The organism is Shewanella sp. S1-58-MNA-CIBAN-0166 (assembly GCF_040310085.1).
In the GTDB taxonomy this organism is placed as follows: domain Bacteria; phylum Pseudomonadota; class Gammaproteobacteria; order Enterobacterales; family Shewanellaceae; genus Shewanella.
The window spans coordinates 52,342-70,406 of the sequence record NZ_JBEOPN010000027.1; the positions used below are offsets into that span (position 1 = coordinate 52,342).

Genomic DNA, 18,065 nt, shown 5'->3' on the forward strand with positions numbered 1-18,065 from the left:
TAATGATGAGTCTCGACCTTAAGCTTATATACCCGCACCGTCATTTAAGCTCAGAGTAGGTTGAGTCTTAATCTGACTTTCGCTGCGGTATATCTCGTCAAAATCAACTAGCGGTAGGGATTCAAAACCAGGTTTAGCAAATAAATAACCCTGCATCAGCTCAATGCCACAATCGCGTAACCATTGCATTTCTTCTATTGTCTCTACGCCTTCAGCCAAAGAGGTAATGTTAAGTTCAGTAAACAAGTTTAAGCAGTTTTTTATAATAGCTTGTCGGGTTTTATCTTGGTCGATATTACGAACAAGCTTCATATCAAATTTGATAATGTTGGTTTGAAAATCAGCCAACAGTCCCAAACCGGCATAGCCAGAACCAAAATCGTCTAGTGCGGTGATAAATCCTGATTTCTTATAATACTCAACGATACTCTTAACAAATGCAGTATCACTAATGTTCTCATTTTCTGTAAATTCAAACATGATTCTGTTGGTTGGGAAGTTATACTCTTTAGCGGCTTCTAAGGTTGTTCTAATACAGCGCTCAGGTTTATAAATAGCATTTGGAAGAAAGTTAATGCTAAGCATTGAATCTAGCTTTAGTTTCGCCGCCAGTGCGATGGCTTTAACGCGGCAAAGTTGATCAAAGAGGTAACGATTATCATCATTAACTTGAGAAATGATCGAAAAGGCCGATTCATTCTGTAAGCCACGTACCAATGCTTCATAGCCAAATATGCTATTGGTCTTACAGTTAATAATTGGCTGAAAAGCCATGGTGAAATCAAAATCAAGGCTGCTTTTATCAAAACATTTATTACAAGTAAATCTGTCATAAATTATTGGCTTTGTTTCCATTGTAGCAACCTCAATTAATATAACGCTCGCTTAAGCTATGCCGTAACGAACTTAGGATTCTACCTTGCATGGTAATGACTAAAAACATTACCAATGCAGCGCGTTGCAAATCAACATTAAGTGTTTGTTGAGCTTAGCCGCTATGCGGCAGGAAAAGATAAAACTCATCTTAATTGTATCAATTTTAATTTGATTAACTGTCGACTTAATCGATGTTGCCACACTGTGTGGGTTAACACTCAGACATCATAATAATATCAACGATAAAGACATTAAAACAACATCTTACCTATTTCAATTTTTAAGGCAAGCCACGCACAAACATCATTACACATTATCGAGTATTTAATAGTATATCGGTCAATTTGTTGGCTAATTGCTTAATAAAAAAACATCATATTCACCATCTTTACGCACTAACAGTAGCCCAAATCTGACCAATGAATTACCAATAAAGCGGTCGGTAGTTTGTTGTACGGATTGATGCGCTGATTAGAACGGCAGTTGCTCACCGTTAACATCATAAAACTGACCGGTATTGTGAATCGATAAATTGTTGATCACTTTTATAATCCCAAGGGCGGAATCATTAACCTTTACCTTTGCAGAGCTGCCGCCCATATCCGTTTGTACCCAACCAGGATGAACCGATACCACCGCGACGTTATCATTAACCAGTTCAGTCGATAAATTCACAGTTAACATATTGGCTGCGGCTTTAGACATTCGGTAACCATACCAGTCGACACCTTGTGCTTGTGATAGTGATCCCTTAGAAGAAGAGATAATCGCTATTTTGCATAAACGATTTTTATTCAATAGTTCTAATAAGCAGTGTGTTAAAAATAATGGCCCGAGCGCGTTCACTTTAAAACACATTTCAGCGTCAGCATAATCAATAGCATGAATACTGTGATTATCTCGATCTAAAAAGCCCGCATTATTAACAATTAAATCGAGACTAATATTTTGCTGACTGAGATTATTCGCTAAGCGCTGGATTGATTCAGAGCTCGTGATATCCAGTGACTCAATCAATAATTTGTCAGCAAACAGGGCCTTCAACGACAAAAGCTCAGTCGCTGTTGCGCCATCTCTACAGGTTGCTATGACGCTGCAACCGTTGACAAGATATTGCTCTGTTAACGCTAAACCAATACCTCTATTCGAACCGGTGATTAATACCACTTCACTATTCATTAAAAACCTCTAAATCGATTGTTTTATATAACTTTTCTGGTAAGTTTTATTGAAAAATTCTTGTGTAAATTCTTGTGTAAATTCTTGTGAAAAAGATAGATGTAAAATATTGATAAATATCATCTTGTAGTTGTGTCACTGCTGATGTGATTCGATATGTTTACTCTGTGTTGCGATAAAAATCGTCATTCGATAAAACACAATGGCTGAGTGATCATCGTCATGCTTTGCTTATTCCTCGTATACTCGCTCCGAATTAATAAGCTGGTGGCTATAAATGATCACTCAATCTGTTCGTTCAATTTACTCGTTCAAAATGTTCGTTCAAAATGTTCGCGCCAATAGCCTTGCTCAAACGACTAGCTGCGAAATAACTACTTAGACGTTGCAGCAAGGCTTAATGTATTGAGGACACCAGAGATTTTATTAATAACCTTATCGCAGCCTGCAATACTATGACGCTGTTTAATGTACTGCGGATTGTTATACGACAGCCAAACCTTGTTATCAGCATCCTCGCTAATCAATACCTTTTGTGGCAAGTCAATCGCGACAAGTTGGTTACACTGCATTAATTGAGTACCGATGTTAGGGTTACCGAAAATAATCACTTCAGTTGGTCTCAGAGTTAAGTTCACACCGGCGGCATTTTTTTGATGATCAATCCTGGAAAAAACCGTAAAACCTTTGTCTTTTATGATCGACTCAAACCTATCTGCCGTTTCTTCGGCCGAGTAATGGCTTTCAACAGTGATAAGGCTTTCTACCGCATAAGCATGAGTAGAAGCCAACAAGACGGCAACGGCTAAAGAAATATTTTTAATCATAAAATCACCTATTCGTTATGTTTGGTCATACTAGTTGTGTTTGGTCATACTAGTTGTGTTTGGTCATACTAGTTGTGTTTGGCCATATTAGTTATGTTTGATCAATAGAAGCATTTCGGCAATAAACTCGGCTAACATCAAGGATATAAAAATCGACTTAAGCATTTGTTGTACGCAAATACTATTAATACCCGTTTAGTTTCAGGCGTATTTATCTGCTTGGCCCTAATTTAACCGCAGTACCAAAAGCCATAATTTCAGACGAGCAATCCATAATGGCACTTGTCGTAAAGCGGATCCCCACAATTGCATCAGCCCCTTTTTGTGCCGCACTGGCAACTAAACGCTCAACTGCGACATCTCTGGCATCAGATAACATTTCGGTGTAACCGCGGATTTCGCCACCAACAATGCTTTTTAAGCCGGCCATAATGTCTCGACCAATATGTTTAGATTGAACCACATTACCGGTTACAACACCGACAATCTCGATAATGTCCCGACCAGGAATGGTTTCAGTCGTGGTATAAATCATAAATCCTCCATGAAAAATCAACCGTAAACCATCGTACTGCTAACACGCTTAAATAGGAATCCAATTAGTGATACTTAACTGACCCCCAATACTGTTGTTTACGCTTTAGGCGCATCTTGTAATAAAGGGAAGTAATGATGAGTCGTATTGAAGAGAAGCAATAAAGGGTCGTGATGAAGAGCCGTAATCAATAGTGGTAATGTAGATTCATAATACAGAATCGTAATCTAGACGATCCATAAAATGCTGGTGGACGTAATAGGTCACTTAATGAGTATCGTAATAGACACTTAATGGCAGAGTAAAATACGCTCGGTGTTTTATAGGTCGCTTTTATGTAACCTGCGCAGACTTATTTTGAGTAAATATGCATTAAAGTGAGTGAAGGTTAAAAATTTACCGAGGGTAATACTTTTATTTTTGCATAATCACGAATAGTTATTCTAGTGGTGTGCTGGCGGCATTAGCCTACGTTAGCGGTGTTTTTTACTATCACTTTATTTTTATAGGGCGGTTTATGGCGTTAAACATGGCATAATTAGTCACTAGGTTCAGCATTGGTTTTTGTGTAAACATTTTTGGCAATCGCTTTAGTGACAATAGAGGTATGTTTGGCTTCACATCATTCATTATTAAATCATCAACGTCATTTTGAACGTATCGGGCCCGACTATCGTAATGGCGATTCGGTCAGTTTTCTCGACATTAAACACACTTTTGGTTTGCAGCATATCCGTGTTGGAAAATGGGTTAACCGTGAGGAGTCGGCACTTGCGGCTAATTTAATTTTTGATTCACTAGCCGACTTAGCCAACATATTAGCGGTACCACCAGAGTTGATTGGTTTACGCGGTAGCTTGCGCTTTGCCTTTGGCCATGGCGGCCAAAAAGGTGTGCAAGCTCATTATGCGCCAGCATACCGGGAACTGGCATTAGCCAAAAATGCCGGAGCAGGGTCGTTAGCTCATGAATTTTGGCATGCATTCGATCACTATATCGCTGATAAAATGTTTATCGACGACAGTATATTAGACCCGTATTTGTCGTCGCTTGTAATATCAGAGCAAACTACCAATACAACTAGGGCTAACTTAAGTCGTGCCAATTTATTTGCTTGTGCCAGCGACAATTGGCTGGCCGATAAATCCATAATTGCTCACCCGTTGAATAATAAACTCTCTAGCTTATTTAAAGTGACCTTGCTGAGCGCCAACGGCCAAGAGCCACACGACTATGTGCGTCGCTCCATCGCACTCGATAAACAGCAACGCTGCCATTACTTTGCTAAACCGACCGAAATGATGGCGCGCGCCTTTGAATCATGCATTGAAATGTATTCACAAGATTATGCTAATATATCCAATCCTTACCTGGTTAATAGTACTATCGACTCGCCACTTGCTAAGCATGGCGCTTATCCCGATGCAGAACATTGCCGTGAAATATATCGAGCCATGATGGAATATTTTGAACCTTTAGGGCTAGCGTTTGATAAGCAACAAGGTGAACAGTAGGCACCTATCTCTATGGGGTAACGATGTAAGTTAGTAGCTTGTATGAGTTAGTTTGAGAATGGTGTCATTTCCAATGTTACAAACAAAGGGCGATTAATGTGGCCTTTGCTTTAATGTTTATCTATAGAAAATCAGTTCGGCCAAGACTTGTTTTCACCTAGCTAACGTCATTTGCTAGCATTGTTGAGTATTCTGGGACAGATATTGCCATTTGTGTCCCTTATTTTATCTCTTTTGCTTTGGTGGATAATGCCCGCTTTGCAATTTGATTTGCATAATGCAACTCAAATTGCGTCTCAACATGCAAACCAAATACCCATAGACTCTCCAATGTTGGTTGATGTTGGAAATTGTTGTCTAATAACAATGTGTTAGATTGCCTCTGTATGAATGGCGTACAAATTGCTGCTTCTTCGTTGTCGGTAGAGAGCAAAGAGGCAGTTCGTTATGAGTATTAAAATTGAATTACTTGAATTCATTCAATGTGTGCTCGCTAAAGAATTAGCCGAGCATGGGAAAACTATTCAACCTTGTTTAATCAATAAAACAGGCTATTACAGTGCGGTATATCAGTCCGATCCGACGTTAATGCATCAGCAATTGAGTGAACTGATAAAACAAGTGCTACAAGTCGCGGATGAAAAAATTGTGCTGATCGTTGCAGCTAAAAGTAAGCATTTAGAGCTTGCCATTTATGCTGATACAAACACCGACATTGCCGCTATCTGCACCACACCAGAGAAAGCCTTTTTTTCTCAGCCAGTGTCGATTCCTCATCAATTCATCGAATTACGGAGTGGATCGAACAAGATTAATGCTGTCTTAGCGCCGTATATTAAATTTTCGTTGGTTAATTTTACTCATTTGAAAATGAAGTCTGCGTTGAGTGTAGATTTAATTGACGAGGAGTCTAAAACCACCAATGATATTGATAATAACAATGACGTTATCAAGCTGACATTATGTAACATTGTCAATGCTCCAGATACCGATGTTAGCCCAACCTCAACTTTGTTTTGGCCATTTTATGATACGGATATTATTAACATGATTAACAAGCAAGCTTCACCAGAGCCATTATCTATACTCGTTGCCGACGACAGTATTCCTAGTCAAGTTGCTACCCAAGCCATGCTTGAAAAGCTCGGCTGTAAAGTGGTGTCGGCGAATGATGGCAATTCAGCGTTAGCGCTAGCACAGCAACAAACATTTGATTTAATTCTGCTCGATGAACGTATGCCAGGGTTGTATGGCAGCGATGTGGCACAAAGACTGGTTAACGATGACGCAATGAATCGGCTAACCCCTAAAGTGTCGTTAACCGGGCTCACTGAGCCCGATGAAATCCAGCACCTGTTCAGTAAAGGTATTACCCATTATTTAGAAAAACCAGTCACTAAATTGGCATTAGAAAAGTTTTTAGTTCAATGGCAGCTGCAATAAAAGCTTTGTTATATAAAATACATTCACTCTGATACGACAACGTAGGAATTGATTATCCATTGTCGTTAATAAGCCGTCTGTGCAGTCAGTTTATAGCGAAGATGTGTTGCCACCATATACCCAAGTAGTGTCATTCGAACGACTTAAGCTAACCAATAAAGGCGGCTAATCATGGCTGATGAATCCAGGGATGAGCAACAAGTTCAAATTCAATATGCACTTGTTGAAAAACTCTCTCATGCACAAAAACGTCAAACTAAATTACTTGAACTTTTAGATGAATGCATTTTTGAATGTAATGACCAACTTGAATTAACGTATACCAATCCCGCATGGAAAAAGCGATTAGGTTATGATCGTGAGTCGTTAGAGAAAATGAATTTGTGTTCGTTAATCAGTTCGTCAACGCAACTGGCATTACTTGAAGTGTGTCTACATAAATTAGCCTACAGCCGTAACAATGTCCCAACCATTATTGAAGTTCAACTTAAGTTATTAAACGGTCAGCATCACTGGTTTGAATTAAAGTTAGTGCAAGACGGTGACGGTGGTTACATCGGTTCGCTGTTTGAAATTCAGCAACATAAAGATATACAAGCACAACTACTTCATCAACAAAACTATGTTAAGCGTTTATCGTTAGTGGCCAGCCATACCAAAAATTTAGTGGTGATAACCAATCGCGAGGGATTCATTGAGTGGGTGAATAAAAGTTTTGAAGAAAGCACCGGTTATATCTTAAAAAATATTATGGGTAAAAAACCTGGTCATTTATTGCAAGGTAAAGACAGCAATCCTCAAACAATAACCTTAATGTCAGAGGCGTTACGTCAAGGTAAAAGCTTTCAAACCGACATTATTAATTACAATTGTCATGGCGAACCTTATTGGGTCAACATTAATACCAGTCCGGTGGTTGATAGCACTGGCAACATAAGCCACTTTATTGCGGTACAAACCGACATTAGCGAAAACAGGGCTGCTTTAAAAGTTTTACAAGAAGCTAAATATCAAGCAGAGCAATTATCCGAAGCTAAAAGTCGTTTTATGGCCAATATAAGCCATGAAATTCGTACGCCACTGAACGCAGTGATTGGTTCTGCTGATATCCTGCTCGAAAGCGGCTTAACCCGTGAGCAAACACGCTTTACAGACATGATAAGAACCAGTAGTGATGCATTATTGAGTATCTTAGATGATGTCCTGACCTATTCTCGTTTTGAAGCCGGTAAAATAAATATTGTTAATGAACCTTTTAAGCTTGATCGTTGCCTTGAAGAAGCGATTGATATCGTATCTGGCCCAGCTTTAGAAAAAGGCTTATCAGTTATCTTAAATATTATGCCAACAGTGCCGCTAGCTATCATTGGTGATAAAGCCCGTATCAGGCAAATATTAATTAATTTATTGGCCAATGCCGTTAAGTTTACCCCCCAAGGGGAGGTCGTGGTATCGGTTAATTACATGAATAATGATGACCAACTCACCTTACAGATAACCGTTCAAGATACGGGGATTGGTATTGAGGCGGATAAAATTGAACAGATGTTCGAAGCGTTTATGCAATCAGACACCTCATCAACTCGTGTTTATGGTGGTAGTGGCTTAGGGCTGGCAATTTGTCGTCAGATTTGTGAAGCGATGGGCGGTGATATTTGTGTTGAATCGACTCTCGGGGTAGGTAGTCGTTTTATTGTTGAAATTCCGCTGAAGCTTGAGCCTAAAATTTGTGATTCAACCGCCAAAATTATTAATAATAATAAATATTCACATTGTTGGGTTGTCGGTCAAAATAACAGCTTAAATCCAGCCGTTTACAATATGTTGCAGCATTACAGTCTCACTTATAGTGCGTTTAACAACCCGACTGATTTACCACAACAGCTAGCAGATAATGTCGATATTATTGTGTTAACAGACCCAAATCAATTGCAGTCTTGTCGTGATTATTTGCAAGCCATCAATAACCTTAAATCAACCAAAGTGTGTTTTCTTTCAATAGACTTACTCGGCCAAGAGAGTAGTTTTGTGTATAACAATCAAAACGAAATTCAGCTTAATGGCCCATTTAAATTATCACATTTGAGTTGGGCATTAGAGTTATTAGATGATCCTTTGGTTAACCTAGAGTTAACTCATTCATGCGAGAGTGGGTTTCCACCATCGCTGGCACTGCAGTTTACTGATAAGCATGTATTAATCGTTGAAGATAACATCAACAATCAGGCAGTGTTAAGTCAAATACTGGTTCAAGTGGGTTGTGAGGTTCATTGTGCTGAAAATGGCCAAGCAGCATTGAACTACTTAGCTGAACACAAAACCGACTTAATCCTTATGGATATTCAAATGCCTGTTATGGATGGCATTACCGCGACAGAAAAAATTCGTTCTGGTCGAGAGATATTCAGTCAAACACCGATTATAGCCGTGACGGCTAATGCTATTCATGGTGATAAAAAGCGTTTTATTCAAGCAGGAATGAATGATTATCTAGCAAAACCCATCAATCGAGACAGCTTGTATGAGTTACTCCAACGCTATTTGAATTCAACCAATAGTGTTAAGCGGAGTAAGTTAGATAAACTCCAATATACCTTAGATCAATTAAATGGCTTATAACGGTTGTCTCAATGATTTGTGCATACAAATCAACTCTATATAGCGATAGCACTGATAGTAATATAGAGTGTTATTGATGTTTGATAATTCTAGGGACCTAATATGGATCAACCACAGCCGACAATTGATGAAGCAAACAGGCTTAAGGCATTACTTGAGTTGAATTTGCTGGATACGTTTCCAGAAGAGCAGTTTGATCACATGACTCGTTTTGTCCAAGCCTACTTCAATGTATCAATTTGTTTGGTCAGTTTGGTTGATAAAAATAGACAATGGTTCAAATCTAAACAAGGCTTAGAAGCCTGCGAAACAGGTAGAGCAGAGTCCTTTTGTGGCCATGCTATTCATTCCAGTGATGTATTTGTTGTTGAAGATACCTTAGAAGACCAACGCTTTGCTGATAACCCCTTAGTTTTAGATGGCCCTAAAATTCGTTTTTATGCAGGATTTCCTTTGCAAACTGCTGGTGGTCATCGTATTGGCACCTTGTGCATTATCGACACTAAGCCAAGACAATTTAATTATAGCGACAAACAGCATCTGCAAGATTTTGGTAAAGTAATTGAAAGCCTGATCCGTCAACGCAGTGCAGAAATAGCAACCGACAAGCAAAGCTCATTTACCCAAAGGTTAATCAGCTTACTCACGAAACCATCGCCGCTATGGACCCGCAGAGCCGTGGCTTTTTCAATCAGTTTGATTGTACTGGCATCGAGCCTGTTCCTTGCCGTACAAACAGACAATCAACATGTAATTTCGCAAGCTGATATTATTGAACATTTAACTCCGGATGAGTCAACTAACGACTCTTGGTGGCATTATACGCGATACATTTTTGCTGGTGGCTGCCTGGCCATGCTGATGTATTTATTGCTTCGATTACCGGCTAACTTACGTAAAATGTTACATATGTTATCAGTTAATCAAGTTAGGAATGAAAGACGTTTTCGTGATGCGATTGAAGCATTAGCTGATGGATTTATCATTTTTGATAATCAGCAAAAAGTGGCGGTGTATAATCAAAATTTTATTTCGCTTTATCCTGAACTGGCTGATATTGTTCACGAAGGCATTAGTTATCAAGAATTACGAAAAAACTCCACAGTACGCAGTTTAGTTAAACAACCTGATTTTCTAGATGTAGATGACCTACGTAAGCAGCAACCTGAGCGGATTATTGAGTTCAATGACGGCCGTTGGATTAAAATGGTTGAACGACCAATGCGAGATGGCGGTATTGTTGGGTTCCATACCGATATAACTGAGTTGAAACGCAAAGAACTACAACTCATCGAAGCGCGCCAAAAAGCAGAAACGGCTAACGTAGTTAAATCAAAATTTTTAGCCAATGTCAGTCACGAAGTCAGAACCCCATTAAATGGTATTATTGGCCTTTTGGATGTGTTGGTTGACGATGAAGAGCTTAATTCGCAGCAACAATTTTATTTAACCACAATGCAAGATTCATCTAATAGCCTACTGCAAATATTGAACGACATTTTAGATGTCAGCAAAATGGAAGCCGGTAAGTTAACCTTAGTCTCTGAACCCTTTAATTTAACGACCACACTGCAATCTGCCTGCAGCTTAATGAATACAAATGCTGAGGCGAGTGGTTTATCGCTTAGTTTATCATTACCTGAACAAGAGTTAAGTTTGCTCGGTGACCCAGGCCGCATACGCCAATTAGTACTTAATTTATTATCAAATTCGATCAAATTCACCAAAGTGGGAAGTATAAACTTAACCGCAACATACGATGTGGTCTCAGATACTCAAGTGAGCGTGACAATTACCATTACCGACACCGGTATTGGTATTCTTGAAACGATGCTGAATCACATCTTAGAACCCTTCACTCAAGTCGATAATAGTGCAATAAAACACAGCTCAGGTACTGGGCTTGGCTTAGCAATCAGTAATAATTTAGTTAAGTTAATGCAAGGGACATTAACGATAAACAGCCAAGAACAAAGCGGTACCGAAATCATTATTGGTATACCGTTTACCCTAGCTAAACCGGTTGAATATAACTCAGCAACATTAATTAGCAATCTCAACCTTCGCGATAGAAATGTCAAAATATTGCTCGCCGATGATGACAAGACTAATCAACTAGTGATGCAAGCGATGTGCGACAAACTGCAATGTAATATTGATATTGTTAATGATGGAATAGAGGCCGTTGAAGCGGCCAAAAAACTAAAGTACGACGTTATTTTAATGGATATATATATGCCAAGAATGGATGGCATTACCGCGTCTACACTCATTCGTGCAGACTCTTTATGCAAAAAAACGCCCATCATTGCTTTTACCGCCAATGCTATGGAAGGGGATAAAAAACGCTTTATGGATGCAGGTATGGACGATTATGTTTCAAAACCGATTAACAAAGTTCACTTCTTACAAACCCTGTCTAAATTCCTACAGTAGTCATCTGTTTGCTTTGTAATTTGAGTTGCATTTTGCAAACAGAATGGCAAGTTGCTATCTAAAATAACTTAACTAATTTCATTGCAGTTATTGCTTTATATATCAGTGATTTATCGATTGATTAATAATCGTTTTTTTGGCTCGACTCTTGCTGTCTATTAATTACCACATAAGTATTAATCGTTTTGGAGTCAGATATGTATCCCCAAAAACAAACTGTGATCAATGAAGATGCAAGTAACTCAAATTGGAATGACCTTACCGACGTTATAGAGGAGGCATTAAAACAACATTGTTTCAGCATGGTGTATCAACCGCTTATTTCAGTGCAAACAGGTCGGATTGTCGGCTTTGAATCATTGGTTCGATGTGACTCGCCAACGTTTGGGGTTATTTCGCCCAGTGACTTTATCCCTTGTGCTGAGCAAAGTGGACAAATCTTAGAGCTAGGGAGTTGGATATTTCAACAAGCATTGCTAGATTTAAAGCGCATGCGTAACCAGGGCATGCAAAACATTTGTTTATCGTTGAATGTATCCCCAGTTCAGTTGCTGCATACTAATGTTTATGAACAACTCATGTCTCTTATTATCGAACTCCAAATCCCGCCGTCTGCCGTTAAATTAGAATTAACCGAAACCGCACTCATTCACGATCCCCAAACCATTTGTAAAGTGTTTAATGCCTTTAAACAAGAAGATGTACAAGTGTGGCTGGACGATTTTGGGACTGGGTTCGCCTCATTAAGTTTATTGCGAAAATTCAATATTGACGGCCTAAAAATAGATCGCAGCTTTGTCAGTGGCATTGCAGACAATAATGAAGATTTCACTTTATGCAGCGCCGTTATCGCCATGGCGCAACGACTTGGATTACATATTGTCGCAGAAGGCGTCGAGACAGAAAGCCAGCTGCAAATATTAAGTCAGCTTGGGTGCGATGTCGTCCAAGGTTACTTATTGGGTAAACCACAAACATTAGAAAAGAACCTTAGCCTATGGAGTTAACATATTTTGTTTATCGTTTATGACCAAACTATTTTTGTAGATACTGAAGCTGCATATTGATTTGCAAAATGCGAATCAATATGCGACTGTAAATTAAGTAGCCTTTGTTTATAATATGAGGTTAATTAATTCACTGAATAATAACGGTAAAATTGTTTCCTTTATCTTGGCGTAACTCTTGCGTTTACCCTATAAGACAAGCCAAAACGCGACTTTAAAGCTTTTTGATCATTATGCTTATAACGCAGTGGTTATATAAACCACCATGAGGTGAACAATGTTAGAACCCACAGCAATAACAGCATGCCCAATCATGCAGCGAAGTACCTTAGACAATTTATTGTCCGATTTAGGTTTTGAAACTTATCAACATTTGCTTAATTTATTTGAACAAGAATTAATTCAATTGCATTTAAATCTGCAAACGGCAGTAGAGCAACAACAATACCAAGAGATTAATAACGTGACGCACATCCTGAAGAACACTGCTGCATTATATGGAGCAGAACGTTTATCGAAAAGTGCCTGTCTGGTATATCAAATAGAAATTGGCCAAGCGTTTATCCCACAAACTCAGCAGTTAATAGCTATTTTAGTTGAAACACTCAATGTATTTAACGTGCATATTCACTCGTTAGTCGAGTAGGGAAGGTCGGTAATGAATGAACACAATAAACCGCTCGTATACGTAGTTGAAGACAGCCTCTCTAGTGGAGCGTTATATTGCAGCCAATTGAAAAAGGCCGGTTTTGATACGCAACATTTTGTCGATGGTTATTCTGCACTCGTGGCGATTAAAGAAAAAATGCCTGCTGTATTAGTGCAAGATGTTTGTTTACCCGACATTAGTGGTTTAGAAGTATTGAAATACGTCAATAATCAAGACACCTCAGCCAAAGTGATTATCATCACTTCAAACAGTTCTATCGATGTTGCCGTTGATGCAATGCGCTTAGGTGGCTATGACTTTATTGAAAAACCGTTTACTTCAGAACGCCTAACCACATCAGTAGGTAATGCTGTTAAGCAACAAAATCAAGACATAAAAACCATTACTGTAGAGCCAGAAGCAACCTCGCTCGAGCGAATGAACTTTATTGGTGAATCGTTATCAATGCATACCGTATTTCGCTTATTAGAAAGTGCTGCACGCAGTAAAGCCAGTGTGTTTGTAACCGGTGAAAGCGGTACAGGTAAAGAAGTGTGTGCTCTTGGTTTGCATCAGGCCAGTGCTCGCGAGCAAGGTCCATTTATTGCCATTAACTGTGCGGCTATTCCTGCAGAGCTATTTGAGTCAGAGTTTTTTGGTCATGTTAAAGGTGCATTCAGTGGCGCATTAACGGATCGTAAAGGTGCTGTCGAAGTCGCCAATGGTGGTACGCTATTTTTAGATGAAATTTGTGAAATGCAATTAAATTTGCAAGCAAAATTATTGCGTTTTTTACAAACGGGTACATTTTGTAAAGTGGGCAGTAACGATCTGCAACAAAGTGATGTCCGCATCGTTTGTGCAACGAACCGTAATCCGGCAGAAGAAGTCGGTGAAGGGCGTTTTCGGGAAGACTTGTACTATCGACTCAATGTTATCCCGGTTATGTTGCCGCCATTACGTGAGCGTGGCGATGATATTTTATTGCTAGCAAATCATATTTTGCAGTCTAAAACGGCTGAGAATAACAAACAGTTTACCGACTTTAGTGCTGACGTTAAGCATACCTTTATGCAATACGATTGGCCTGGTAATATTCGTGAATTGCAAAATGTGATCGAAAATATAGTGGTGATCTATGATGGTCAGACTGTACAGCAGGGCATGTTACCAGGTAATTTTGGTCATTCAATCGTCAGCCATACCAACAGCCACCCTACAAATAACCATGGTATTCAGCCGAGTCAAACAACCACTAATATCACGGCCAGAACCTCAACCAATAGCGTTAATACCCAACAACCTTCACCACATAATATTGTTCAGCTTTGGATAGTAGAGAAAAATACCATTGAAGCAGCCATTGACCAATGTGACGGTAATATTCCACTAGCAGCTGCTTATTTAGGCATTAGCGCATCAACTATTTATCGAAAAATGAAAAGCTGGGCTGAGAGTTAATAGTCTTTTCTAAACCGTTAAAAGTTACCTTAATCGGTAACTTTTTTTTGCCATTTGAAAAGCCATTCAAATTGCTAGGCTCATCCCCCTAAGTGCGTCGCAAAATGCGAATCGATTTGAGAGTAATGTAAGTCAGAACATTTAATAACGACAAATAACTGCCTAACCTACTGTTTTAAAATAACTAATATTTTTTAATTTTGTGGCCAGCTTCCTGCATTAATCATTGTACTGTCTTAAATGACGCGTTAAATGTTAAGGGGTGAACCATGAAACAATCTCTCTGTGTAACGTCAATCTGTTTGTTGCTAGTGAGCATGTCAGTATTTGCTGGCACTAAAGGGCTAGATTTTATTGAAACAGCAGATGGCCGCCAGTCCAGTATGATCCGAGAAATGGTCCAGTGGACTCATTCACGTTTGGTGTTTAAAAAAAGCATTTCACGCGTAGCCATTGGCCAAGATGCCATTATGCAAGTTGAAGTACTCGATAAAAATGAAGTATTAGCACTGGCAAAAAAAGTGGGCCGTACCAGCCTTATTGTTTGGTATACCGACGACACCTCTGAAACGTTTCTATTCAGTGTCACAGAAGACTTGAGTGTGTTAAGGCAAGCGCTCAGTGATATTCACCCTAAAATTCGCCTAACATTAGCACCTGATCGCGCAGCTCTGGTACTTAGGGGCCGAGTGCCAACGGTAAAATATAAATTAGCCGCTGAAACTGCCGCTCGTCATTACTTAGATGCAGGTAAAAACCGTATCAACGATAACAATAGTTTAGTCATGAAATCACCTACCGATTTTTTGGCCGACTTAAGCCCTAATATTCGTCTACCGTCGCAGCAACTGCGTAAGTCTAATCGGGGGAGTGTAGGCCACGCCGCTATTATCAACTTAATTCAAGTTGATGTATTACCAATGAGCATGATTGAAAAAGTCAAAAAGGCCATTATTCAATTAGGTGGTGAATCAGTCACGGTAAGTCGTATTCAAAAAGGCGACATGCCTGATGATCAAGCCGACACCTTGTTACTAGGCGGTCAGGTTGAAACCCAAGTTGACCTCGTTAGAGTATTAAATTTAGCATCGCGCCTTTTCACTGGAGATCGTATTAATTCAATCACTGGAAAAATAGAAGCAGGCAGTAATGACATTACCGTTATCGCCAATGAGTCGGGTGGGTTAATCAGCTCAAGCCAACAGGTAAGCAGTAATTCGTCATCAAATAGAGGCGGTAATGCAAAATCTAGCAGTAACAATGTGAAGTCAAATATTGCCAGAGCCAAGTTGTTGTCTATGGCGAATGGTAGATTATTGTCGACCATCGAAGTCCGCGATTTACCCCAGGTTCGTGTAGCGATTCAAATGTACGAAGTGAATCGTCGCAGTTTAACCCAATGGCGTCCTGACTTTTCATTGATCACTCAAGGCTACAACAAAACAGACGGTAATTTCGGTTTAGATGGGGCAACTAATCAAGCACTGGGTTCAGGCCAAGTCGAAAATGCATTGCAGGTATTAGGTGGCGCACTGGTGAACAACTTCCAAGTGGGCGGCAGTGAGATTGCATTTGATTTACTGTTTTCATTGTTAGAAAAAGACGGTATCTCACGCACATTATCTCGTCCGACGTTAACCGTCTTAGCAGGAGAAAAAGCCGTATTCCGAGCCGGTGGTGAAGTGCCAGTGCCAACGTCATTTTCACCCAATGGAATTAGTAGTGCCAATGGGGGTAATAGCCAAGGGGTATTTAGTGGCACCGAGTTTAAATCGTTTGGTATCCAGCTTGAAGTACGAGCAATGGTGGACGAAAACGACTTAATCACTTTAGATTTAAGTCCTAGTATTTCAACACCAGACACTTTGTTAACCCAACAAATATCGTCGAGCACAGGGTCATCATTAACCACTAGTGCATTCAATGTCAGAAACCTGACCACCAGTACGCGCTTACGTGATGGACAGCCATTAATCATCGGTGGGTTAGTCAGCCGTGACATTAGTGACTCACGTGACTTTGTACCGGGTATTAACGATGTTCCGTTGCTGGGTAAGTTAACCGAGTCATCGTCTGACGCCGATACCGCCCGCGAGTTAATTATTATTGTGACGCCAACACTGGTAAGAGAGCCACGTCATGATGTTGCCTTATGGCAATTCCAAACATCAGCTGAAATGCTACAAAGCATGCAATTTCCATTAGCTGACTCGTCACTATAAAGAGGACATTAATTATGAAGACCTTAACTCATTTCCGCCTCAGTACCGTGATTGTGGTTGCCTTAGTCAGCAGTGCGTGTAGTACCAGCCAAACTAAGCGTGAATATCAGCCAGATGATCAGTTAACGGCGATGTTAAAACAATACAATGTAAATCAAACCGATGGTGTTAATTGCCAAGGTTATCAGTCTGCTATTAGTGACTGTGAACGCTTGTCGAACGACCTAGGTGCATTAACAATGACCTATCCACAACACCAACAAATTGGTTTTACAGCCGCGATTGTTTACCATCAAATCGGTCGTGATGTTGATAGCCAAATGGTGCTAGATAGGTTGTTATCGCAACAACAACCAGTATCCGAAGTAGCCATTTTGCGCAGTAAACTGGCCATGCAAGAGGGTAATATCAACCTGGCAAGAACCGTATTACAACGACAAGTGCAGTTACAACCGGATCACCCAGAACTGCATGCAACATTAGCAGCAAGTTATTATTTAGAAGGTCGTTACGAAAAAGCCGAAGCCGTGATTGCTACCGCCGACCGATTAGGCGCTCCAGTATGGCGAACCAGTTACCACTTAGGACTAATTCACGAAGCACAATCAAATTGGTCGCAAGCATGCCATTTTTACGCCGACACCCTGAGTTACCAGCCGGCACACCGACAAAGTTTGTCGAGACTGCTGTATTTAAGTGACCATCCTGAGTGTCGAGTCCAGTTAAGTAGTCTGTAATGTCATTATTCAGCTTGTAAAAGTCCCCAAATGGGGACTTTTTGCTTTAGGCCAATGCTCTTATCTGTAATACAGAGCTGACTAACGATTCGCTTAAGCCAAAACGTTGTCGTTGGTAACGATAAGCCAGTAAATATCGTATTAATTTGCTCTGTGTAAGAGTATTTATAAAAATTTACTCAACAGCTCAACAGCTCAACATTCATATACTCAGCAACTCAGTATCAGTTAAGTGATTACAGCATGGAATTGATTAACACCTCAGTTGTCGCAATAGGCTGCAAAAAATCACATTAAGAGAATATGCCCAAGCCGTTATTCCTGGCACCAACAGCAACACGGTAATAACGGATGACATTGGCCTTAATCACTTATTACCTTGAGCCAAACATTTAGAAATGCAGCAACACTAACCGCAAACCAATGGAGCTGCTAAAGCCGTCGACAATAGCCGCCAATAAGGGCCTCAGTTATCTAACAATGTAATTAACCTGAACTCGGGATAAGAATTGAACTAAACGCCCTCTTTACGATCAGATCTTTCGACCAAGAAGGATTTA

13 protein-coding genes are annotated in these 18,065 nt (G+C 39.9%); 9 read left to right on the forward strand and 4 right to left on the reverse strand.

The annotated features are described in order from the left end of the window. Window positions 1-24: 24 nt before the first annotated feature. From AAEY99_RS15930 to AAEY99_RS15945, 4 genes are all read right to left on the reverse strand, one after another. Window positions 25-855: an EAL domain-containing protein gene (locus AAEY99_RS15930; protein WP_351011162.1), complete on the reverse strand. Its 831-nt coding sequence runs from the start codon at window positions 853-855 to the stop codon at window positions 25-27. Window positions 856-1,347: 492 nt separating this feature from the next. Continuing rightward, window positions 1,348-2,055, reverse strand: coding sequence for an SDR family oxidoreductase (locus tag AAEY99_RS15935; protein WP_351011164.1), 708 nt, complete (start codon window positions 2,053-2,055; stop codon window positions 1,348-1,350). Between the two features lie 374 nt (window positions 2,056-2,429). Next, a complete protein-coding gene (locus AAEY99_RS15940; protein ID WP_351011166.1) occupies window positions 2,430-2,882 on the reverse strand; it encodes a DUF302 domain-containing protein in 453 nt (150 codons plus the stop codon). Window positions 2,883-3,093: 211 nt separating this feature from the next. After that, the gene (locus tag AAEY99_RS15945) at window positions 3,094-3,417 is read right to left on the reverse strand and encodes a heavy metal-binding domain-containing protein (protein WP_351011168.1); all 324 of its coding nucleotides are present in this window, start codon (window positions 3,415-3,417) and stop codon (window positions 3,094-3,096) included. Window positions 3,418-4,028: 611 nt separating this feature from the next. Here AAEY99_RS15945 and AAEY99_RS15950 point away from each other — a divergent pair. The 9 genes from AAEY99_RS15950 to AAEY99_RS15990 all read left to right on the forward strand — a co-directional run bounded on the left by AAEY99_RS15950 (window position 4,029) and on the right by AAEY99_RS15990 (window position 17,505). Continuing rightward, window positions 4,029-4,931 carry a CLCA_X family protein gene (locus AAEY99_RS15950; RefSeq protein ID WP_351011170.1) on the forward strand — a complete coding sequence of 301 codons (903 nt, stop codon included), beginning with the start codon at window positions 4,029-4,031 and terminating at the stop codon, window positions 4,929-4,931. A gap of 447 nt (window positions 4,932-5,378) precedes the next feature. Next, on the forward strand, window positions 5,379-6,374 hold the full coding sequence (locus tag AAEY99_RS15955; protein WP_351011172.1) for a response regulator: 996 nt from the start codon (window positions 5,379-5,381) through the stop codon (window positions 6,372-6,374). Window positions 6,375-6,545: 171 nt separating this feature from the next. Next, window positions 6,546-8,993, forward strand: coding sequence for an ATP-binding protein (locus AAEY99_RS15960; protein ID WP_351011174.1), 2,448 nt, complete (start codon window positions 6,546-6,548; stop codon window positions 8,991-8,993). 102 nt (window positions 8,994-9,095) lie between these two features. Further along, entirely contained in the window at window positions 9,096-11,429 is a 2,334-nt protein-coding gene (locus AAEY99_RS15965; protein WP_351011176.1) for a response regulator, read from the forward strand. A 197-nt stretch (window positions 11,430-11,626) separates the two neighbouring features. Next, entirely contained in the window at window positions 11,627-12,436 is an 810-nt protein-coding gene (locus AAEY99_RS15970) for a putative bifunctional diguanylate cyclase/phosphodiesterase (protein ID WP_220487207.1), read from the forward strand. 277 nt (window positions 12,437-12,713) lie between these two features. Beyond that, a complete protein-coding gene (locus AAEY99_RS15975; RefSeq protein WP_162023198.1) occupies window positions 12,714-13,082 on the forward strand; it encodes an Hpt domain-containing protein in 369 nt (122 codons plus the stop codon). Window positions 13,083-13,094: 12 nt separating this feature from the next. After that, a complete protein-coding gene (locus AAEY99_RS15980) occupies window positions 13,095-14,546 on the forward strand; it encodes a sigma-54-dependent transcriptional regulator (RefSeq protein WP_101087116.1) in 1,452 nt (483 codons plus the stop codon). A 269-nt stretch (window positions 14,547-14,815) separates the two neighbouring features. Then, the gene (locus AAEY99_RS15985) at window positions 14,816-16,768 is read left to right on the forward strand and encodes a secretin GspD/PilQ domain-containing protein (protein WP_101087117.1); all 1,953 of its coding nucleotides are present in this window, start codon (window positions 14,816-14,818) and stop codon (window positions 16,766-16,768) included. A 14-nt stretch (window positions 16,769-16,782) separates the two neighbouring features. After that, the gene (locus AAEY99_RS15990) at window positions 16,783-17,505 is read left to right on the forward strand and encodes a tetratricopeptide repeat protein (protein ID WP_351011177.1); all 723 of its coding nucleotides are present in this window, start codon (window positions 16,783-16,785) and stop codon (window positions 17,503-17,505) included. Window positions 17,506-18,065 lie beyond the last annotated feature (560 nt).